Origin of the sequence: Krasilnikovia sp. M28-CT-15 (assembly GCF_047159595.1) — a bacterium.
In the GTDB taxonomy this organism is placed as follows: Bacteria; Actinomycetota; Actinomycetes; order Mycobacteriales; family Micromonosporaceae; genus Actinoplanes.
The window spans coordinates 6,587,914-6,608,530 of sequence record NZ_BAAGAK010000001.1 but is presented as its reverse complement, the minus strand read 5'-3'; the positions used below and the strand labels follow the sequence as shown (position 1 = coordinate 6,608,530).

Annotated in this window: 17 protein-coding genes, 1 tRNA gene and 1 pseudogene; 10 read left to right on the top strand and 9 right to left on the bottom strand. The window is 67.1% G+C overall.

Annotated features, from left to right (window positions below):
• The first annotated feature begins 104 nt into the window (after positions 1 to 104).
• Together ACMCNO_RS30255 and ACMCNO_RS30250 are read left to right on the top strand one after the other, a co-directional pair.
• Entirely contained in the window at positions 105 to 3,062 is a 2,958-nt protein-coding gene (locus ACMCNO_RS30255) for a UPF0182 family protein (RefSeq protein ID WP_412752830.1), read from the top strand.
• Positions 3,063 to 3,191: 129 nt separating this feature from the next.
• Positions 3,192 to 3,268 (top strand) — tRNA-Met (locus ACMCNO_RS30250).
• 94 nt (positions 3,269 to 3,362) lie between these two features.
• Here ACMCNO_RS30250 and ACMCNO_RS30245 read toward each other — a convergent pair.
• The 5 genes and pseudogenes from ACMCNO_RS30245 to ACMCNO_RS30225 form a co-directional block, all read right to left on the bottom strand.
• A complete protein-coding gene (locus ACMCNO_RS30245) occupies positions 3,363 to 4,766 on the bottom strand; it encodes a tyrosine-type recombinase/integrase (RefSeq protein ID WP_412752829.1) in 1,404 nt (467 codons plus the stop codon).
• Complete coding sequence (locus ACMCNO_RS30240; protein WP_412752828.1) at positions 4,763 to 4,966, bottom strand: helix-turn-helix domain-containing protein; 204 nt, start codon at positions 4,964 to 4,966, stop codon at positions 4,763 to 4,765. Before ACMCNO_RS30240 ends, ACMCNO_RS30245 begins: the two co-directional genes overlap by 4 nt.
• Positions 4,967 to 5,475: 509 nt before the next feature.
• Positions 5,476 to 6,507, bottom strand: a pseudogene (locus ACMCNO_RS30235) (YfjI family protein); the annotation flags it as partial.
• 42 nt (positions 6,508 to 6,549) lie between these two features.
• Positions 6,550 to 6,831, bottom strand: a complete 282-nt coding sequence (locus ACMCNO_RS30230) for a hypothetical protein (RefSeq protein ID WP_412752827.1) — start codon at positions 6,829 to 6,831, stop codon at positions 6,550 to 6,552.
• Positions 6,832 to 7,008: 177 nt separating this feature from the next.
• A complete protein-coding gene (locus tag ACMCNO_RS30225; protein WP_412753931.1) occupies positions 7,009 to 7,296 on the bottom strand; it encodes a hypothetical protein in 288 nt (95 codons plus the stop codon).
• On the opposite strand from ACMCNO_RS30225, the gene ACMCNO_RS30220 reads away from it, so the two are divergent.
• Positions 7,186 to 7,692, top strand: a complete 507-nt coding sequence (locus ACMCNO_RS30220) for an HNH endonuclease (RefSeq protein ID WP_412753863.1) — start codon at positions 7,186 to 7,188, stop codon at positions 7,690 to 7,692. The two genes, ACMCNO_RS30225 and ACMCNO_RS30220, sit on opposite strands and share 111 nt — an antisense overlap.
• A 66-nt stretch (positions 7,693 to 7,758) precedes the next feature.
• Positions 7,759 to 9,003 carry an IS256 family transposase gene (locus ACMCNO_RS30215; RefSeq protein ID WP_412751203.1) on the top strand — a complete coding sequence of 415 codons (1,245 nt, stop codon included), beginning with the start codon at positions 7,759 to 7,761 and terminating at the stop codon, positions 9,001 to 9,003.
• A 558-nt stretch (positions 9,004 to 9,561) separates the two neighbouring features.
• On the opposite strand, the gene ACMCNO_RS30210 is transcribed toward ACMCNO_RS30215, so the two are convergent.
• Positions 9,562 to 9,957 carry a hypothetical protein gene (locus tag ACMCNO_RS30210; RefSeq protein WP_412752826.1) on the bottom strand — a complete coding sequence of 132 codons (396 nt, stop codon included), beginning with the start codon at positions 9,955 to 9,957 and terminating at the stop codon, positions 9,562 to 9,564.
• Positions 9,958 to 11,220: 1,263 nt separating this feature from the next.
• Between ACMCNO_RS30210 and ACMCNO_RS30205 the strand changes: the two genes are divergently transcribed.
• Positions 11,221 to 11,550, top strand: a complete 330-nt coding sequence (locus tag ACMCNO_RS30205; protein WP_412752825.1) for a hypothetical protein — start codon at positions 11,221 to 11,223, stop codon at positions 11,548 to 11,550.
• Positions 11,551 to 11,735: 185 nt separating this feature from the next.
• Positions 11,736 to 12,314: a hypothetical protein gene (locus tag ACMCNO_RS30200; protein ID WP_412752824.1), complete on the top strand. Its 579-nt coding sequence runs from the start codon at positions 11,736 to 11,738 to the stop codon at positions 12,312 to 12,314.
• A 674-nt stretch (positions 12,315 to 12,988) separates the two neighbouring features.
• Here the strand turns inward: ACMCNO_RS30200 and ACMCNO_RS30195 are convergent.
• A complete protein-coding gene (locus ACMCNO_RS30195; protein WP_412752823.1) occupies positions 12,989 to 13,399 on the bottom strand; it encodes a glutaredoxin domain-containing protein in 411 nt (136 codons plus the stop codon).
• A gap of 272 nt (positions 13,400 to 13,671) precedes the next feature.
• On the opposite strand from ACMCNO_RS30195, the gene ACMCNO_RS30190 reads away from it, so the two are divergent.
• Positions 13,672 to 14,172 carry a hypothetical protein gene (locus ACMCNO_RS30190; protein ID WP_412752822.1) on the top strand — a complete coding sequence of 167 codons (501 nt, stop codon included), beginning with the start codon at positions 13,672 to 13,674 and terminating at the stop codon, positions 14,170 to 14,172.
• 94 nt (positions 14,173 to 14,266) lie between these two features.
• Here the strand turns inward: ACMCNO_RS30190 and ACMCNO_RS30185 are convergent, their stop codons facing one another.
• Positions 14,267 to 15,463, bottom strand: coding sequence for a hypothetical protein (locus tag ACMCNO_RS30185; RefSeq protein ID WP_412752821.1), 1,197 nt, complete (start codon positions 15,461 to 15,463; stop codon positions 14,267 to 14,269).
• Positions 15,464 to 16,144: 681 nt separating this feature from the next.
• Here ACMCNO_RS30185 and ACMCNO_RS30180 point away from each other — a divergent pair.
• Positions 16,145 to 17,098: a beta-ketoacyl-ACP synthase 3 gene (locus tag ACMCNO_RS30180; RefSeq protein WP_412752820.1), complete on the top strand. Its 954-nt coding sequence runs from the start codon at positions 16,145 to 16,147 to the stop codon at positions 17,096 to 17,098.
• Positions 17,099 to 17,154: 56 nt separating this feature from the next.
• Here the strand turns inward: ACMCNO_RS30180 and ACMCNO_RS30175 are convergent, their stop codons facing one another.
• Positions 17,155 to 17,601 carry a hypothetical protein gene (locus ACMCNO_RS30175; RefSeq protein ID WP_412752819.1) on the bottom strand — a complete coding sequence of 149 codons (447 nt, stop codon included), beginning with the start codon at positions 17,599 to 17,601 and terminating at the stop codon, positions 17,155 to 17,157.
• A gap of 129 nt (positions 17,602 to 17,730) precedes the next feature.
• On the opposite strand from ACMCNO_RS30175, the gene ACMCNO_RS30170 reads away from it, so the two are divergent.
• Both ACMCNO_RS30170 and ACMCNO_RS30165 read left to right on the top strand, forming a co-directional pair.
• Entirely contained in the window at positions 17,731 to 19,386 is a 1,656-nt protein-coding gene (locus ACMCNO_RS30170; protein WP_412752818.1) for a hypothetical protein, read from the top strand.
• A gap of 151 nt (positions 19,387 to 19,537) precedes the next feature.
• Positions 19,538 to 20,593: a hypothetical protein gene (locus ACMCNO_RS30165; RefSeq protein ID WP_412752817.1), complete on the top strand. Its 1,056-nt coding sequence runs from the start codon at positions 19,538 to 19,540 to the stop codon at positions 20,591 to 20,593.
• Positions 20,594 to 20,617 lie beyond the last annotated feature (24 nt).

Below are 20,617 nucleotides of genomic sequence, written 5' to 3'. Positions count from 1 at the left end.
GCGTCATCGTAGTGTGAGTCACCGGCCGGCCGCCGCGGCCGGCGACCGGCGAGACCGAGTGTGTGGAGCCAACGTTGGTCATGCGTAATAGCCCGCTGCCGAGGATGAGCCGCCGTGGTCGCGTGACCGTGGGCGTCCTGGTGGGGGTCTTCCTCCTTTTCACGCTGCTCGGCTGGGGCATCGACGCGTACACCGACTGGCTGTGGTTCAACGAGGTCGCGTTCACGAACGTCTTCACCGGGGTCCTGAAGACCCGGCTGCTGCTGTTCGTGGCGATCAGCCTCGCGATGGCCCTGATCATCGGCGCGAACCTGTACCTGGCGTACCGGCTGCGGCCCATGCTGCGTCCGCACTCCGCCGAGCAGGCCACCCTCGAGCGGTACCGCATGATCATCGCTCCGCGGATCGGCACCTGGATCACGGTGGTCTGTGCCGTTATCGGCTTCTTTGCCGGGCTGAGCGCGCAGAGCCGGTGGAAGGACTGGATGCTGTTCCGCAACGCCCAGCCCTTCGGCGTCAAGGACCCCCAGTTCAAGGTTGACATCGGGTTCTACGTCTTCGAGTACCCGTTCTGGCGCTACCTGCTCGGGGTCGGCTTCACCGCGATCGTGCTGTCGGTCATCGGGGCGCTGGCGGTGCACTACATCTTCGGCGGAGTCCGGCTACAGGGCGTCGGCGACCGGATGACCTCGGCCGCGCGCGCCCACCTGACCACCCTCGTGGCCTTCTTCGTCCTGCTCAAGGCGGTCGCCTACATTCTCGACCGGCGGGCCCTGCTGCTCGAGCAGCACGTCTCCCCGGGTCTCTACGGGGCCGGTTACACCGACGTCAACGCGCTGCTGCCCGCCAAGGAGATCCTCGCGTACATCTCGATCGTCGTGGCGATCGCGATCATCGTCTTCTCCAACGCGGTCATGCGGAACCTGGTCTGGCCCGGCGTCGCCCTCGGCCTGCTGGCCATCTCCGCGGTCGCGATCGGCGGCATCTACCCCCTGGCCGTGCAGAACTTCCAGGTCCAGCCGAGCCTGCAGGACAAGGAATCGCCATACATCGCGCGCTCCATCGAGGCGACCCGGGCCGCGTTCGGGCTGGACAAGACACAGGTGAGCGCGATGCCCGCGCCGAACACCACACCGCCGACCAACCTGCCCACCAACACCAGCGCCCAGAACGTACGGCTGATCGACCCGCAACTGGTCTCTGAGGCGTTCACCCAGTCCCAGCAGGTGCGCGGCTTCTACGACTTCGGCCAGAAGCTCGACGTCGACCGCTACAAGCTCAACGGCACCACCCGTGACTACGTCGTCGGCGTCCGCGAGATCAACGACGGCCAGCTCACCCCCCAGCAGCGCAACTGGCTCAACCGCCACACCGTCTTCACCCACGGGTACGGGCTCGTGGCCGCACCGGCCAACCAGGTCTGCGGCGGCGGCCTGCCGTACTTCGTCTCCGGCTTCCTCGGCACGGGCCAGCAGGCCAACTGCTCGTCGCCGAAGGAGGAGATCAAGGTCGACCAGCCGCGGGTGTACTACGGCGAGCAGGCGACCGAGTACGCCATCGTCGGCCAGGCCGACAAGAACAAGAACCCGGTCGAGTTCGACCGCCCGCAGCCGGGCGACAACAACAATGCCGGGGAGCGGTACACCTACACGGGCACCGGCGGCGTGCCGATCGGCTCGACCTTCCGCCGCTTCGTCTTCGCGATCAAGAACGCGGAGAGCAACTTCCTGCTCTCCGACGCGGTCAACAGCAAATCCCGGCTCATGTACGTGCGCGACCCGCGCAGCCGGGTGGAGAAGGTGGCACCGTTCCTGACCATCGACGGCGACCCGTATCCCGCCGTGGTCGAGGGGCGGATCAAGTGGATCCTGGACGGCTACACGACCTCGTCGTCGTACCCGTACGCGCAGCAGATCAACCTGCAGCAGCAGACCCGCGACGAGCTCACCGACCGCGGCACGTTCGCGCTGGCCAGGGACAACGTCAACTACATGCGCAACTCGGTCAAGGCCACGGTCGACGCGTACGACGGCACGGTCACGCTGTACGAGTTCGACCAGCAGGACCCGGTGCTCAAGGCCTGGAACCAGGCGTTCGGCGGAAACCTCATCGTCCCGAAGGACCACACCCCGCCGGAGCTGTCCGACCACTTCCGCTACCCGGCCGACCTGTTCAAGGTGCAGCGCAACCTGCTGGCCCGCTTCCACGTCACCAACTCCGCCGAGTACTTCAGCGGACAGGACTTCTGGCAGGTCCCGAACGCCCCGGACAACCCCGACCGGCAGGTCCAGCAGCCGCCGTACTACCTCAACGTGCAGCTGCCCGGCCAGGACGGCACCCGGTTCCAGCTCACCTCGGCGGTGACCCCGAACAACCGGCAGAACCTGGCCGCGATGATCTCCGGCTCGTATGTGGACAACGAGCCCCGGCTGGAAGTGCTGGAACTGCCGGACCAGACGGTGATCCCCGGCCCGGTGCAGGTCCACCAGAAAATGACCAACAACGCGGCCGTACGTTCCGAACTCACCCTGCTGTCGAACAGCAACCAGAGTCAGGTCCTGTTCGGCAACCTCATCTCGCTGCCCATCGGCGACGGGATGCTCTACGTCGAGCCGGTGTACGTCAAGAGCGGGCAGGAGAACGCCGTTCCCCTGCTGCAGAAGGTCCTCATGTCGTACGGCGACGGCGGCGAGTACGTCGTCCTGGCCGACAGCCTCAAGGCAGGCCTCGAGGAACTCGTCGCCCAGGGCAAGAACCAGACCGGCGCCAGCGGTGGCAACCCCGGCAAGCCACCCGCGTCAGGCACGCCGCCCGCACTGACGGGGCAGCTCGCCCAGGCCGCCGCGGAACTGGACCAGGCCATCGCCAACGTCAAGGCCGCCCAGCAGTCCGGCGACTTCACCCGCTGGGGTCAAGCCATGCAGGCGCTCGACACGGCCATGACCAACTTCCAGAACGCGCAGAAGGCGGCCGGCACCAGCGGCGCACCTGTGGTCCCGTCCACACCGGCCTCGGGAGCCCCGTCTGCACCGCCGTCCACGAGCCCGACACCGGGTAGTTGACCTGCAGGTTTGGCATGAAGGCCCCGTCGCTTCCGCGGCGGGGCCTTTCTTGTCGGACCAAATGTGGTGGGCGTCTCGGGGGGTGGTTTTGCAGGCGGCCACGGGGGTGCGCTAGTGTTAACGAGCCGACGCGGGGTGGAGCAGCTCGGTAGCTCGCTGGGCTCATAACCCAGAGGTCGCAGGTTCAAATCCTGTCCCCGCTACCACGGGAAAGGCCCTCGGAGAGATTCTCTCCGGGGGCCTTTCGCATGGGGATGTAACCCGATCGGTAACCATCGGGCCTCGGTAACCCCGTGCCGGTTACCTGTCGGTGTCGTCCTCCCTGTGCTCCTCGTCCTCCTCTGGTTCCTCGGGCAGTTGCCACGCATCCCCGAAGATCACCCCGGCCACCTTGTCGGCGGCAGGCTGATCCCGGCCCGTGGAGCGGTGGGTATAGATCGTCAGCGTGTATGCCATGTTGGCGTGCCCGATCCGGTCGGCGACCACCTTCGGCTCGACCCCCGCGTCGAGCGAGAGCGTGGCGTAGGTGTGTCGCACGTCGTGCAGCCGGATCAGCGGAACCTCGGCCCGGTCCACCAGGCGGTTGAACCGGCGGGTGATGGTGTCCGGGTGGATCGGGCGTCCGTCCGGGTGGCAGAACAGCTTGCCGTGGTCGCGGTACATCGTGCCGAACTCGCGCTTCTCGTCGGCCAGCATCGCCAGGTGGCGGCGCAGGTACGACACAGTAAGCGGGTCGAGCGCGATGGTTCGTCTACCGCTGGCCGTCTTGCCGTCGGACTCCTCTGCCTTGCCGTCGACCACGACCCGGGTGTCCTCCACGGTCAACCGGGCGGCGGCCAGGTCCAGGAGTTCGACGTCGGCACCGGCGAGCTCCGAGCGGCGCATACCGGTGGTGGCGACCAGGACCCACAGCGCGGCATCACGGTCCTTTGTCGCCACCTTGAGCCAGGCGTTCAGTTCCTCGGCGGTCCACGTCTTGCCGCGTTGTCGGGCACTGGTGCGCCGTTCGCGCGGCAAGCTGGCGTGCACCGCCGGATTGGACGTCAGGTACCCCCACGCCACCGCGTCGCTCAGCGCCCGGTGCAGCATCCGGTGCACGTTCTTGACCGTCTTGGGTGCCAATCCCGGCGTCATAGCCACCGGGAGGCGTCCACGCCGGTAGCGCAGCACGGCGGCGCGGGCGGCGTAGATGCTGGCTCCGCTGTGCTGCGCGATTTCCCGTGGCGGTGGCTCGACCCCGGCGAGCTTGCGCGTGCGCCAGTAGTCGTACATGACCGCGTTGGTGTCGCGCTTGCAGCGCCCTTCCCGCAACAGGTGCCGGTACAGCTCGTTGAGTGTCGGCACGTCGATGTCTTGAAGGCGTCGCTTGCCGATGATCCGCACGACGTACGCGTCGCGGTAGTCGACGTAGTTGGTGTAGGTGGACGGCTTCACCGAATGCCGCACGGCGGTCAGCCATTCGGCGAGGAAGTCGGCGACGGTGCGCTTGGAGGGCGGTACGCGGCGACCGGCGTCGGCGGCGGTCTTTGCCGCAATGGCGGCGCTCCACGCCTCTTCGTCGGTGCCGAAGCCGCTCTTGTATTCCCACTGCCGGTCGCCGGTCAGGGTGTCCCGTTCCAGTTCCAGGCGGTAGGCCCATTTGCGGCCGCGTTGGTAGACGACCACCCCCGTGACGGGTGGGCGCTTGCGCGGTGTTCTGGTCACGCTGCCTCCTGGGTGCCGTCGAGCAGCGGACGCAGCAGGGCGGTGATGACGTACACCCGGCCGCCGAGCCGTTTCGTGGGCAGTTCGCCGCTGGCGGCGTAGCGGTAGGCCGAGGCGCGGCTTAGGCCGAGGATGGCGGCGGCGCGGGGAACGGTGAGTAGGGCGGGCAGTTGTTCACGGCGGGAGATGGGCGTGGACACTTCGGCTCCTTCGGAGTGGATCGGCGCGAGGGTCTGGCGGGTCGTGAGCGGGGTGCTGGAGGGGTTGTGTCGCACGGTGGGCGCCTTTCAGCAGCTGGTGGTCGAGAATGGAGGGTGGCGTGGGCGGTGCGGTGGCGGGCAAACCAGATGCCCGCTGAGAGCCACGCTGAGCCATGATCTGACTTGCCCCGGTATGGATGCATACGTCGCCGTCTCTAGGCCCATCTGAGACGGTCCGCCGTGTAATCCGGCGTCTCCGAGGCCGGATGCTGGTCGGTGCGAAGTACGCCTGCCAGAACCGCCAGAACCTCGGGCGGCAGGGGGTTGTGGCGGTTGTGGCAGTTCTGGCACAGCCCTTACCCGGCCCTGCGGCGTCGCCGAGCGGGTGCACGGTGGCGGCCGGTAGGTGGCCGTGGGCCAGTACGGGATCCGTCTGCCAGAACTGCCAGAACTGCCAGAACCTCGGTGGGCAGGGGGTTGTGGCGGTTGTGGCGGTTCTGGCACAGCCCTCACGCGGTCCTGCGGACGTCGCTGAGCGGGTGCACGGTGGCGGCCGGTTGGTGGACGTCGGGGTGCACGAGGTAGCTGGGTGAGGGTGGCCGCCCCCCAGCCTTCGTGGGTGCGGGCGGGTTGAGCTGGCGCAGGTAGCCGTGGGCTTCCAGGACCGCCAAGGGCGGATCGAAGTCGGCGGCCGTAGGGATCTGCGCCGACTTGAGGGCGCGGAACACATCGCGTTTGGTGAATGCGCGGGTGGCGGTGCGTTCGATCCAGGCGAGAATGGTGCGGGCGTTGCGGGTGTGCTGGTCTGCGCCCATGTCGTCGAACGCGGCGAGGGCGTGCGCGGCGTAGAACTCGCCGATCATCGCGGCCCGTTCGAGGGTGTCCGCGCTGACGGGGCGTTCCCAGCCGCCGTGCGCGTGTTCGGCGAGGTGAAGTAGTCCGGCGATGCGGACGACGGCGCCGGTGTACTTGCTGCCCCAGTCCACGATGTGTCCCCATGCCCCGCCCGGCGCGAGCCGTGGCTCGACCTGGCGTTCGATGTCGAGCACCATCGCGTTGGCCTCGGGGCTCAGCACTAGTACGACCGTTTCGGTCTTGGCTGCCAGGTCCAGCACCAGTGACTTGAGGTTGTCGTGGTAGTCGGCGGCGACCTTGGCGGGGATCGGATCGGCGCCGATTTTGCGGTGGCCGACGGTGTTCTCCGGGACGGCGAACAGGATGCGGGCGAGCAGCCCGAGCCCTCGAAAGCCGGGCATCCCCGCGATGTCACGCAGGACTTCGGGCTGCACGGCGAGTCCCATGGTGAGGGCGGGTTCATCGACGTGTTCGGCGTCGCGGGAACGCCGGTCGACGCGCATCAGGTCCCCGGCGTGGCCTTTGAGGAAGACTTCGAGGTTGGGGGTGCCGGAGTAGCGCCCGGCGATGGTGGCGAAGATGCCGCCTTCGGGCGAGAGGACGGCCAGGCGTCCGCCCTGTTCGGCGAGCAGGGACGCGGCCTGCTCGCTGGTGACGTCGTCGGCGATGAGTTGGGGTTTGGCCGGGCCAACACGTAGCGTCAGGGCATTCGTCAGGCCGCTTGGCTGCTAGTTGCCATCGACCTCCGGGTTGGATACCGCGGCGGCACGGGCGGCGCGGTCGATGGCACGGTGCAGGTCAGCCAGATTGATGGTTACGGTTTCCGCCTGGCCAGCGCGGGCGGCAAGAGCCTCGCTGAGCAGTCGCTCGACCATCTGCGAGGTTGTAACCCCAGCTTGGGCGGCCTGCTTGGCGATCTCGTCGGCGATTTCCCCATCAACCCTGGCAGACAGCGACCGCCGAGGTAGCGGGATCGGGCCTAACACGAACTCGAACTGGGGGTTGCTCATGATCGCATCGTACGCGATCGTATACACGTGCGGCCAGCCGCTCGCTCGGCGGCGAGCATAGCGGCACGTTTGCCATTGAATCCGGAAGGAGTCTGTGCTGAAGCGCGCATGTCGGTCTATGAAGGAAATTGAAACAGTGGATTTGGAGTGGAACTTTGTCGGTGACGCAGCATCAGGTCAGCCCATACATTCCGCGCTTCGAAGCTGTTCTTGAGAAGACGGCCTCATGTTGGGTATCTGGCTGGCCGCGCCCGGGAGAACGGGTACACCACGATTCAAGTCGACGGCGTCAAGATGAGCGGCCACCGCTTCGCCTATGCCGCGTTCGTGGGCGATATTCCAAGCGGATTCGAAATCGACCATCTCTGCCGAGATCGGGCGTGCGTTAACCCCGAACATCTTGAACTGGTCACGCGAGCAGAAAATCTTCGTCGACGTGACTATTTTGGCGTCCCCTTGGGTCATCTACCGGTAATCGATCGACTGCTAGCACGCCGGAGGATCGATGAGCGTGGCTGTTGGATCTGGACAGGCGCGAAGGTGCGTGGTTACGGCGTCGCATCGATTGGCAAACAGACTCGATATGTACATCGTGTGATGTTCGAGCTGGCGGTCAATCCGCTCACGGAGGGCATGACCGTCGACCACCTTTGCCGACAACCATCGTGTTTCAATCCTGACCACCTCGAACAGGTATCGCGCGCCGAGAACGCGCGCCGCGTACCGCAGCCTGGCCGTCGGCGCCGAACCTGCCGGAATGGACACTTCAGAGACGAGATCACCCCTAACCGCGATGGCAGCTGTAGCGGGTTGCGTCCATGGAGGTGGTGTACGACGGGCCTGGTAGCGGGCGTGTCGTGAGATAGGAGACGGTCACCGCGGAGATCCTTTGAGACGGCTAAGTCATGATCAAAGGAGACCAACGCGATGACCGCACCTGAGAGTGTGAACCCTGCCGGGCTGTTGCGCGAGCAACTGGAGTCGGCGAGCCCGGATCTGCTCCGGGCGATGATAAAGACGTTCGCGGACGCGCTGATGAGCGCGGAGGCGGACGCGGCCTGCGGCGCCGAGTACGGCCAGCGCAGCCAGGCGCGGGTGAACTCCCGCAACGGCTACCGGCCGCGGGAGTGGGACACCCGGGCCGGCACGATCGAGCTGGCGATCCCGAAGCTGCGGTCGGGCTCCTACTTTCCCGACTGGTTGCTGACGCATCGGCGCCGCGCCGAGCAGGCCCTGGTCTCGGTGGTGGCCACCAGCTATCTGCTGGGGGTCTCGACGCGGCGGGTGGAGAAGCTGGTCGAACAGCTGGGCGTGCGGCAGCTGTCCAAGAGTCAGGTCAGTGAGATGGCCACGCATCTGGACGCGCAGGTCGAGGCGTTCCGTAACCGGCCACTGGACAGCGGCCACTACACCTTCGTCTGGCTGGACGCGCTGGTCATCAAGGTCCGCGAAGCCGGGCGGACGGTGAACGTGCACGCCCTGGTCGCCGTGGGCGTGAACGCCGACGGCGGCCGGGAAGTCCTCGGCCTGGACGTGTGCTCCGACGAAGACGGCGCCGGCTGGTTGGCGTTCCTCAGATCCCTGACGGCGCGGGGTCTGTCCGGGGTGCGGCTGGTCATCTCCGATGCCCATCGCGGCCTCGTAGGTGCGGTCGGTGCGGCGCTGCCCGGTGCGGCGTGGCAGCGGTGCCGCACCCACTACCTGCGCAACCTGCTGTCGAAGGTGCCCAAGAGCGCCCAGCCGTGGGTCGCCACCCTCGTTCGCACAGTCTTCGACCAGCCCGACGCCGACGCCGTCCGAGCCCAGTTCACCCGGGTGGTCGAGGCGATCGAGGCGAAGTTCCCCGCCGCGGCCGAGCACCTCGACGACGCCCGCGCGGACCTGCTCGCGTTCACCAGCTTCCCGCGCGAGATCTGGCGCCAGATCTGGTCCAACAACCCGCAAGAGCGGCTAAACAAGGAGATCCGCCGCCGCACCGACGTCGTGGGCATCTTCCCCAACCGGGCCGCGATCATCCGCCTCGTCGGTGCCGTGCTGGCCGAACAGACCGATGAATGGACCGAATCCCGCCGCTACATGGGACTGGAACTCCTGGGCAAAGCCCGCCTCACGCCCCTGGAAACCGAACCACCGGCAACGCCCGAAACCGACCCCACAGCCATCGCCGCATAAGATCGACCCGGATCTCCACGGTGATCGTCTTCTACACCACGCCCGTGGACGTGACCCTGTAGCGGCTGCTACCCCGATCGACCCACGGGTCCGCCACAGCCACGTCGTCAAGATGTCAATGAACGCTGCGCCAAAGGGCACGTCTATGCAGAGCATGGACGTTATCCCTCCGGCGGATGCGTTGCGTGTCAAGCAATTAAAGATGCGCATCGCTTGAAGGGACCTCGCCCCTTGGTTCAGTACTGTCCACGCGGACATGACACGTTTGAGGTGGGCCGCCGTAGCGGCAACGGCGAATGCCGTGAGTGCACCAGGGAATACGCGCGGCGCAAGTACAACTACAGGCGCACTGCCGAGGATATCGCGGTGGAATGCAGGAATGGTCACCAACGCACGGACATGAACACCAAGACCGTCATCCGTGTCCGCGACGGAAGGGAAAAGACCGAAAAGCTCTGTCTCGACTGCAAACGAGAGGCCCAGGCTCGCTACGAATCGAAGCGACGCCGGGATATTTAGCAGCCCTTTGGGTACCACGCGGCATCGCATGGCAAGGCTCTAGGTCAGAGCCAAAGGCGCTCTGCGCAGCTCACGTCCAGTCTTCTCAGGCAGGTCGGATTCTAGGGTGAGCCTGAGTTCTTGTAGGAGCGCTTCCGCGACGGCGTTTATCAAGAAATCAGGCTCAACTTGAGGAATGGCCCACGGGGCAACTAGGACCAACACACCATCCTCGGCCAATCCAACATAAGAGCCTCGACCCTCTAGTTGAAGCGTCCATTCGGCCAGCATGGTTAGATCAGCCTTGTAAAGGCTGCCCAACTCGTCCTCGGACAGTGGGACATAGAGCCAATACTGGTATTGATCACCTGCCCCTTGGAGCATCCACGCAAGGACGGGGCCATTATCAATCTCGATCACAAGCAGAGAAGGACGACCGTTGTACTCATCCAGCACCACGGCATCCGTACGTGCAGACGATGCCACATGGGCCCAGTGCCCGGGGGTGGGGGCGTGTGCCATGCGAGCTGCCACCGGCGACCTCCTCACTCCGCGAAGCACGAGTCGAACCGCGCCTCTTCCTGATCGTTCCACGGTACGCGGTTTCCCGGCACCGCCACAGATACGTGATCTGGATTCCGAACGGTTGGGGTAGAGGTCACGACGAACCCCGCCGCACGCAGTTCCCCGACCGTGGTGTGACGCACGCGGTCAGAAGCTCGGACAGGACGACCCAACACAATCCGAGCAACCTCTTCGGCCGAACAGGGACCGATTGTCATACTTTGCGAAGTTTCGCGGTCCGCGCGAGGGCCGTTGCGGAACGTTTGCTGGCCGTCGACCTCCCGCCCGTACTGGGCAAGTATGGTTTCGGCGGCAAGCTCGCGCGGCGGCCGCCGGGGCGGCGGCCTTCTGAGAGACATTCGCTCCCCACGTCCTGTCCCTGGTGCCATCTGAGGCAGATCGCCTGACACGGTACTGCTCGCTGTAGCCTGCAACGGAAAGACACGCCGCGGGCTCCGTAGACCCGACGCTAGGCGCAGCGCTGTGGGAGATGCCTGGTCTCAGTTGTGGTCTCATTCGCGCGCCGGGGCCGCGTCGGTACGCCTGCGTCCGCCAGGGTTCGCCTGGGTCTGCTGCCGAGTAGCCGCGCAGGTCAGATGACCTGCTGGTGTGGGCGCGCGAATCCAGCCGAACATAGCCGGACACGCCGCATCAGACTTGGAAAGCGTGCTGCCCTTCCCGGGCGGGCTGCCCCGGCGCTCTAAGCCGTCTCGATTGTCGTCTCAGTTGACCGGCAATCCGGGCGTGTTCGTCAGGGTCCGCGGTCGTCCACGTGTCTCGATCGGGTGGGTCGAGAGCCTGGTGAGGGCCGCCAGATGAACACCTCCGGACGCCTCCGGACGCCCGTCGATCGATCTTGTAAGCGGGATGTCGTCGGTTCGATTCCGACCGGGGCTCCACCTTCACCAGCGCAAACAGCGGGAGTCGGATCGATGTTTTGCCCCCTGACCGAGCAGCGGTTCCACGGTTATCGCCGCGATCCTCGTCGGGCAAACCTTGAAGGGCGAGAATCGCGGGGAGGATCTGCTTGACGGCAGGTAGCGAGTGCTCAAGAACCGCCCACTTGAAGTCGCATCGGGCCTAGTGTGTCGGACTATGGACGAGACGGCCGTCGGGCGGTTGCTCCATGAACGGGGTTGGCGTACGACGTTTACCGTGGAGCAGATGGTTACCGCCTGGGGGCATATGGTGGCCATGGTGGAGCGCGGATACGACGACTCTATCTACGAGTACCTGAACGATCTGAGCTGTCGTGACTGGGTTTACGACGCGTGGCAACTACTCAGCGACGACGTGACTACGCCGTGGACTGCGCAGCTTGAACACATCGATGAGAGGTTCCAGCGGGCAACCGACCATGCCGACGAACCGTTGATCACGGGTCCGCGCGCCGATGACCCAGCCAGATGGTGGTGGCGTCGCCGCCCACGGCTCCTGATCGGAGAACTGGCGGCCGACCTGCGCGGTGATCAACCGGCCGAGTAGCCAGGATGTCCATCAGGGCACGTTGGGCAACTCCAGGATCAGCAGTGCGGTTGCGGCGGTGTGCAGTCGGCATCCCGCACCCCCGCTCGAGGGTGGGCCCCGCCGAATTCCGCAACTTCGAGGTTCCCCTGCCGATGTAGTGGCCCGTGACATCGAGGTATCCGTGGATCCGCGCGGTTCGCGGGGTGGTCGGTACCGCGGCGGTCCTCGTCGCGTTGGTGGTCGGGATGAACAAACTCGGCGCTCTGCGGCCGCGGCCTGACGACCCGTTGCTTTCCTACCTGATCATGCAACATCCGACGACCAACACCAGTCAATGCGGTCGCAGGGCCGACGACCCATACGACTTGTCCGGGACCCTTTTTGAACAGGTTCCCCTCGATACAGTCGTGACCCTCAAAGGTGATTGTGCCTACGAGGTACGGCTCCGTGTCGCCCGCGGGAACGATGCGGCGTCCTACACGGTCTGGATCAAAAACAGCGGGTACAAACCGTTCGATATTTCACACCCGGACTTCTCCGCAACGCTGTACATCGAGAACGGCCGGTCACTTGTGCCCGAGGGAACCGGGACAGGCCCGCGATCCGTGATTGACCCAGGCAGCGAGGTCACCCTTACACTCAAATTCAAGATCCCGGCGAACGCCAAACCCTCCGGGATCTCCCTTTCCCTTTTCCACCGCGGGCAGTTCGACGTGGGCGCGAGCTGGAACCCGCGATGGACACTGAAACCCGGGGGCGGGGTGTCGGTCGCAAGCGAGTAGCCCCCCGTCGCTTCACCCCAGCCGCACGCAGCGATGCGTACCAGAGCGGCGCGGTTCATGTAATGCCGATTCCCTGTGGTTGACCCTGCGGTCCACGATCTCTCTTGGGCACGTTGTTGGCCTCGACATGCGTAGCTCGGCTGGGCCTACGGCGCCGCGGCGAACAGGCTGGGACAGCGGCAAATGTGTGGTTGGCGGCGGTAACCAGATCTGTAACCGAGGGGTTCCAGAACAGGCGGCTCCGGGTGGGACGCTGTGAGACGCCGACGAATTGCCGCGCTGGCGAGGTGGGGGACGGCCAGATCCTTGATGACGGACGGGACGGCTAAAGATCCGCTCATAACCCAGAGGTCGCAGGTTCAAATCCTGTCCCCGCTACCACGGGAAACGGCCCCTCAGAGATCCTCTGAGGGGCCGCTTTCTTGTCCCGGTGACCAGCGGGCCCTTGTGACCACGCGGCGGTCACCTCGTGGGCTCTCCGGCGGCTTGCCGAAGATCAGACCGGCGACCGAGACCGCGGTGTGCGCATCCCGCACCTGATCGCCTGACCGGTGTACGTAGGGCTGCATCGTGAAGGCCGCGCTGCTGTGCGCGATCCGTTCGCTGAGCGCGTCGGCGCGATGGTCAGCTCTCGGCCCGGCGTCTCGCTGTGGTGGCGCGGACCTGGGTCCTGCTCATCGAACACCTTGAAGTGTGCGGCGTAGCCAGAGTGGGTTCGGGTTCACGTGCGCGACGCCCGCGACAATGACTGTCGGGACCGTCTCGTTGCCGTCCGCTACTGCGCGGACCGCTGCTGCCGCCCCCGGGTCGCGCCAGATGTCGACCCAGTGTGCACGTCGCCCCAGCAGGGCGACCCGTAGGCGCAGGCAGAACGGGCAGGACGGACGCCAGTAGACGATCGCTCTGCCGTCCTGGTCGCTGCGGTGGCGGGCCTGCTCCGCAGTCAGCGGGCGCGGGAAAGCCAGCGGGGAGATGATTAGTGCTCCGAGAGAGCAGACGACCAGGACGGTCATGGAGCCGGCAATGGCGGCGATCAGGGCGCCGGTCAGTGCTATGGCAGCGGGGGCGTTCCAGCGGCGGAGCATGACGCCAACGGTACGTGCGAACCGGTCGGCCGACCGATTGGTTGGTCTGTTGGCTATTCCCGCCGTGTCACCACCACCAGTGGTCCGCCCGCCCAAGATTCATCAGGTTGGGCCGCTCAACGATTTGCCGGGGCTTTGGTTCCGTCTCACTTGTCGTCTCGTTCGTCCTCGTTGTCGTTGACAACCGCTCGGCCGTCCGGGCCGCTGTCCCGGTGACGTCGATCCGAACTACGAACAAGGACCCACCACCACGCCGATGCGATCATGAGTTGGTGACATTCGACCTCGGCCAGATCACCGACAGCACGGCGTGGACGTCCCCAGACGCCACGTCCTTCATCCCTCCGTACCTACTGACGTATGCGTACGACGGGCCGTTCGCGGACGGCCTTCCCGCGTTCGACGTGACCCATGACGAGACATCGTTGATCTACGCCACAAATTGGGGCTTCACCTGCACGATGCTCGGTGTCGAAGTGCGCCGGGACCTCGACATCGCCGTGCCGATGGGTCATACGCAGTTGTACACCCTGGAGAAGCGTGCCGTGGTGGCCGCCGGCGGCGCGGTGGTGCGGATTTGGCCTGCGGCCTATCCGTCGGCAAGAAATCCGGCCTGGCGGCTCATCGTGCCGCAGACCGCCGAGCAAAGATTTCGCAACCAGGAAGCCGCTCCGGGCATCGAGGCCGGGGTCAACGACGCCGTGACTCTCGCCGCCCAGCTTGCAAGCCCGGTGCTGCTGGCCCGACAAGTCGACGAACGCTACTGGCATTGAGATGCGAAGGAAGGTCGCGGGCTCGCTCGCCCGGTGTCGAGTGAGACCGGACCCTTGAGACGCCGTCGGGAACCGGCGTAGGTCGTGGCCCGGGTCAGCCCCTCTTCTCAATCTGCCCGCGTAGCTTGGTGAATTCGGCCTTGGCCTTGGCGAGCTTGCCGTCGTACCACAGCAGGATGCCCATGCTGCCCTTGTCGGCCCAGACACAGACCGCAACACCGATCCCCTCCACGGTCCCGGTGCCGCACTTGGCCGCGCCGCCGAGCGCCCCGGCGCCCACCGAGGTGAAGTTCTTGACGGCCCACCCACCCTTCGCCATTCCGCCGTCGACCTTCTTCAGCTCGGCAGATGGGTTGCGGACGGGCGCCGCGACCGCGGCGACCATCACCAAGTTGTTCTTGCCGGCAGTCCCGTACAGGGCACGGGCCTCACTGGTCTGTCCGGGCACTTTGGGGGAACCGTCCTCCAGCTCCCTGAACTTCGGGCGGCCGCCGAGCTTGGCAGGCTCCACAATCTTGACGGTTGTGGCGGTCTTCGCGGTTGGAGCGGTATCGGTGGTCTTGGGCTTGGTGGTCTTGGTGCTCTTCGTGGTCTTGGTGGTCTTCGCGGTCTCGGGGGTCTTGGCGGATTTGGCGGTGCTGCCGGACTTGGCGGTGCTGCCGGACTTGGCGGTGCTGCCGGACTTGCTCGCCACGTCGACCGCCACGTCGTCCTCCTTCAGGACGCTGTAGGTGGCGACACCGCCCACGACGATCAGGACGACCACCACGGCGATCGCGGCGATGAGCCTCGGTACGGTCTTCGACTTCTCCGCCGGCATTCCGAACAGCGGGAGGGCGACACCCGGGGGCGGGAAACTCGCCTGCCCGAACGCCTGGCCGAGACCCGGGTGCGGAGAACTTGTCTGCCCGAACGCGGGCTGTTGCTGGCCGTATCCGGGCTGGCCGTATCCGGGCTGGCCGTATCCGGGCTGGCCCAGCATCGATCCGCTCGGTTGCCCGTACGCGGCTTGATCCGATCCGAATCCGGCTGGCTGCCCGGACTCAGGCTGGCCCGGCCCAGTCGGGGCGAATGGCTGCTCGGCACCGGGCATCTGGGGTGCTGCTTCGTACCCGGGCAGTCCGTACCCGTGAGCGGGCGGCGGTGCCGGAGTAGCCAGCAGACCGGAGCCGGGCGCGAACCCCGGCGCCTCCGGCGCCGCCTCAGGGCTGGCCAGCAGACCCGAGCCCGACGTGAAGCCCGGCGCCGCGGCCACGCCGGCCATCTGCAGAGCAGCCGGTTCGAAGGGCATGCCGGGCGGCACAAGGCCGCTCTCTGGGGGAGAACCGGCTGCCAGCAGACCGGAATCCTGGTAGTGCGGGTTGGGCTGGCCGACACCGTACGGTTCTGCGGAAGGCTGGCCGTAGGGGTGGGGTGGCTGGGACATGAGGCTCCATCGATCGGGGGTACCGATGCCGGTGTTTGTCGGCAGCGCATCCGGAAACCAGAACGCATCCTCGATCGGGCGGCTCCCTCAAGACCGGCTCAAGCCCCCTTCCAAAACGCCGCAAGGACCGACCGGCATGAACACATCATCGGGAGCACAGCCCGCAAGCTCCGATGACCGTGGTTCAACAAGAGAAGCCGCAGCGCAGCGACCGGTATTCAGGCGGAGCACATCGAGAAGCTCTACGCCAGGATGCGCGCGAAGGGCTGGAACGCCGGGTACGGTTCATACGCCACATTGCGCGCAGCATTCGATGAAGCGGGGCGCCGGCCTGTGCCATCGCCCTTTCCCTCAACCTGCCCGTATTGAAGCAGTCAGGATGCCTTCTGACGCGCTCTTATGCCGCGAGGCGCTCGTTACGCAGCGCTACGTAACCGGGGGCCCAGGCGCGGGTTCGCTTGCATTGCGCTCGCTCGAAGGTGTGGTTACCGGCGAGGAATGTAGCATTCAGAGTGCACCCAGTCGGGCATGCTTGGATTGTTGGTCATGGCCAACCCTTTGCAGCGCCGCGCCGGTCACCCCGGGTCGCGCATCCTGAGCGTCGCCACGTACCGCCCACGGACCGCGGTGGGCAACGAGACGATCGCCGCCCTGATCGATTCGAGCGACGAGTGGATCCGCCGCCGCTGCGGCATCGAGTCGCGCCGGCGCGCCGCACCCGACGAGGACCTGGTCACGATGGCCGCCGCGGCCGCCTCCAAGGCCCTTGCCGGCGCCGGCGTCGATCCGGGCGACGTCTCGGCCGTCCTGGTGGCGACGATGTCCCACCGCGGCCGCGCGACCACCGCAGCACCCCTGGTGGCCGACGCGCTGGGCGCCACCGCGGCCGCCGCGATGGATCTGGGAGCGGCGTGCGCCGGATTTCCGTACGCACTGGCGACCGCCGACGCGCTCGTCCGCAGTGGCGCGGCCGGCTACGTGGTGCTGGTCGGCGCCGAGCGCATGACCGACATCATCGACGAGCGCGACCGCGGCACGGCGTTCCTCTTCGGCGACGGCGCGGGCGCGGTGGTCGTCGGTCCGGCACAGACGTGCGGCATCGGCCCGGTGGTGTGGGGCTCCGACGGCTCCGGGAGCGAGCTGCTGCGGTACGACGAGGCGGGCATACTGCGGATGGCGGGCCCTGAGGTCTTCCGCTGGGCGACCTCCGTCATTCCCGACCTGGCCAGGCGCGCGCTGGACGCGGCGGGCATCTCCGCGGCCGGCCTTGCGGCCTTCATCCCCCACCAGGCCAATCTGCGCATCACCTCGGTAGTGGCCAAGGCCCTGGGGCTCGGCCCGCACGTCCGGGTTGCCACCGACATCACCACCAACGGCAACACCGGCGCGGCCTCCATTCCGCAGGCCATGGCAGCCATGCCCGACACGACGGGTCCCGCGCTGCTCGTGGGCTTCGGCGCCGGCCTCTCGTACGCGGCTCAGGTCGTCACATTGCCCTGACCTGCTCGGGATGTCGCGCTGCGACGCCGGCGAAGCCGTGGGCCTTGCTCCTCTCGTCAGCTCAGATCGTCCTGGGCGTATCGGTCCAGTGCGGAGGCCCACATCCGCGAGATCATCCGGCCCACAGGGCCACGATGCAGCAGGAACAGCATCGGTCGTTGCAGGATGCGGGCACCGGTGGTGGTCCACTCGACGTGAAGCCGGCTGCCTCCCGCGCCTGCCGGCATGATCCGCACGAACCCGTCGCCGCCGCCCCCATAGCTGCTCTCCAGGACCGTCCAGCGGATGACGGCGGCCTCGGACCAGTCGTAGCGGGCAACTACCCAGAACGGTGAGCCAGGAGTGCTCTCCCGGGCGACTGCCCAGGTATCACCCTGTTCGCGTAGTTCGTAGTTCTTCGGGTCGAGTGTGCGGTTCCATGTCTGCGGCCTGCGGTCGGTGAAGTCCGTGAGGGCACGGCGCACCTGCTCTGGCGAGGCCTTCGTCTCGACGTCGAATCGCATTCGGCAATCCGAGCACACGCGGCGGTCGCGTCGCCCCGGAACGGGACGGCGCGCAGGCGATCTTCTGTACTACGCTCCCGGCGTTGGGGAGCGGGCCGAGAAGCGGGGGCTCCCGGAAATGGGGCAACCGTGTCTCTCCTGCGTCCCTTCGCCCTGCCTGTCGCTCTGCTCGCCGGTCTGTCCGGCGCGTTCGTGGCAACCGGGTCCGCGTCGGCCGACACGGATGTGGCGAACGTGGTCGTCGAGGTCTCCGCGGCTCGGAACATCCTGTCCACCTCCGGCTGGTCCGGCCTGGCGGTCCAGGTGCGCAACACCGGCACGGCACCGGCCGAGTCGGTGACGCTGACCTTCACCAAACCGGCTTCGCTGCACACGAACAGCTTTCAAAGCATCAGCGACTGGAACTGTGTATCCGCCACGATCACCACGTGCACCCACGCCGGCCCGTTCGCGGCGGGAGCATCCGACCGGGTCGTGTACGACACCGTCCAGGTCGACGGCGCGCCGGAGGGGTCCACCCTCGAGGTCAGCGCGTCCGCCACGACGACCACGCCGGAGAGTTCGACCGCCGACAACGCGGCGAGCCAGCTCATCAGGATCGTGCCGACCGGCCTGATCGCGGGGCACCTGTGGAACGACCTCAACGCCGACGGCATCCGGCAGGCGAACGAGCCGCCGTCCGGCACCGGCGTTTCCATCCGCTCGCAGGACGACGAGGACGCCTACGGGTTCTCCAACAGCGTCGGCCTCGACTACCGCGAGACGGTCGTCAGCAAGCACTACCAGGTCACCTCGACGCTGGCCCGGTTCAGCTGGCGGCTCACCACACCGAACGTTGGCAGCGACGACACCGACTCCGACCTGGTGCCGGTCTCCGAGAACGCGTTCAGCCAGACCGGCGCGAGCCCGGTGTTCGAGGTGACGCAGAGCGCTCCGGGCGCGGTCGACGTTGGCGTGGTCGCGTCGTTCCGCCCGGCGGCGATCACCCCGGCGTCCGTACCGCAGGGCACGGCGGCGGTCACGGTGAAGCTCAGCGGCGGCCGCTTCTCCTCGGACCTGGAAGTCAAGCTCACCCGGGCCGGCTTCGACGCGATTCCCGGCGTGATCTCGAATCTGGCCGCCGACAGCGCGTCGATGGACGTGACGTTCCCGCTGGCGCAGGCCGCCGCCGGGGCGTGGACGCTCAATCTGGACCGGCTCTACGGGCCGCACGCCGAGGTGCCGTTCACGGTGGCGGCGCCGGCTCTGCGGCTGAGCGCGGCGCCGTCGATCGCCGGAACCCTCGCGGTCGGCTCCACGGTCAGGGCAGTGCCGGGCGCCTGGACCCCTACGGCCGCCTCCTACAGCTACGTCTGGGCCGCGAACGGCTCGCCTGTCCGCGGTGCGACCGGTGCCACGCTGACGATTCCGGCCGACGCGCTCGGGAAGCGGCTCACCGTCCAGGTGACCGCGGCACGGTCCGGTTACGCCTCGGCGACCGCGGTCTCGGCGAGGTCGGTGGTGGTCGCCAAGGGCAAGGCGCCGAGGGCGACGAAGCGGCCGGCGATCACCGGGACGGTCAAGGTGGGCCGGACGGCGCGGGCGAAGGCCGGCACGTGGTCGCCGAAGGTGAACTCCTACCGCTACGAGTGGCGGCTCAGCGGCAAGCTGATTCGGGGCGCGACCGGGGCAACCTTGAAGCTGACCTCGAGCATGCGCAACAAGAAGCTCACCGTCACGGTGATTGCGCGCAAGACCGGCTACGCGGACGGGCGGGCCACCAGCGCGGCCGTCAAGGTGCGCTGACAGCTTCCGCGCCGACACGCGGGTCCGTTTCTACCGGCCGGAGGAGCCAGGGGTGGTACGCACCGCGGTCACGATCAGCGGGTCCGGCCGTCAATGCCGTCATCGTCAGACATTTTCTTAGCATCCCCGGCTCACGGCCGATGAGCCTGTGGTGAACCGACCCGGGGTGGACCGCAGCGCGGCTGACGCCGAGCAGCTGTCGGCTGCCCTGCTCGCGCTGGAGGACCGGGTCATCGTGGACGCCGCCGCGGGGTACGCCACCGCGCTGCACCTCGAACGGCGGGCGGAGACTCTCGGCAACGAGGCCCTGCTCATGCGGGCCCGGCTGTGCTTGATCGACATGCTCAGGCGCACCGGTGACGTCGCGGGAGCCGCCCGGCAGATCAAGGACGTCGAGGCCTGGGCTCGTAAGCGTGGCGACCGTCGATTGCAGGCGCGTTCCCACCTTGTGTGGGCGAGCATCGAGCGGCTGTCCGGCAACCCGGCCAGGTCCCTCGGGCACGCGCTGAGCGCGGTCGAGTTGCTCGACGAGACGGCCACCGTACATATGCAGATCTGGCACCGTCTCCGGCTGGCCGATGCGCTGGCCGAGAACGGCGACATGGACGCGGCGCGGCCACCCTACCGGCGCGCAGAGGAACTGGCCCGGGAGCTTTTCGAGTGGGAACGGCTCACCGTGGTGCTGAACAACTGGGCCTACTCCGAGTACGAAGCCGGTGCCTATCCGCGGGCCGGGGAGGTTGCGCGGCGGATGCAGGGCCATGCCGCGGCGCGCGGCTACCACCTGGATGCGGATGCGCTGGAAACGATCGGGGCGATCCAGATCGCCAACGGCGAGTACGCGGAGGCTGAGCAGACGATGCAGGTGTGCATCGCCCGCTACAAGAGTGCAGGGGCCAACGACGCCGACGAGATGGCCGAGTATCTGCTGACTCTGGCCCGGGCCCAGCGTGGGCTGGGCGCGACCGGCCGGGCCCTGGCGAGCCTGGACGCCGCACAGCTGCAGTGCACCGAGCGTGGCCTGCGTCGAATTCTGGTCCGGGTATATCAGGAAAAGGCCGAGCTGCACGCCGCCCAGGGTGAGCACACCGAGGCGCTCGCCGCGAAGCGGGCCGTCCTCGCCGCCCGGGAGGCCCCGCTTTCACCGCGACGAAATCTCCTGGGGCTCATCGTGCGGGGTCTGCGAGGACTCCGGGCCGTGGGGTGAGCAGGCGCGGACGGTGCTCAGCCG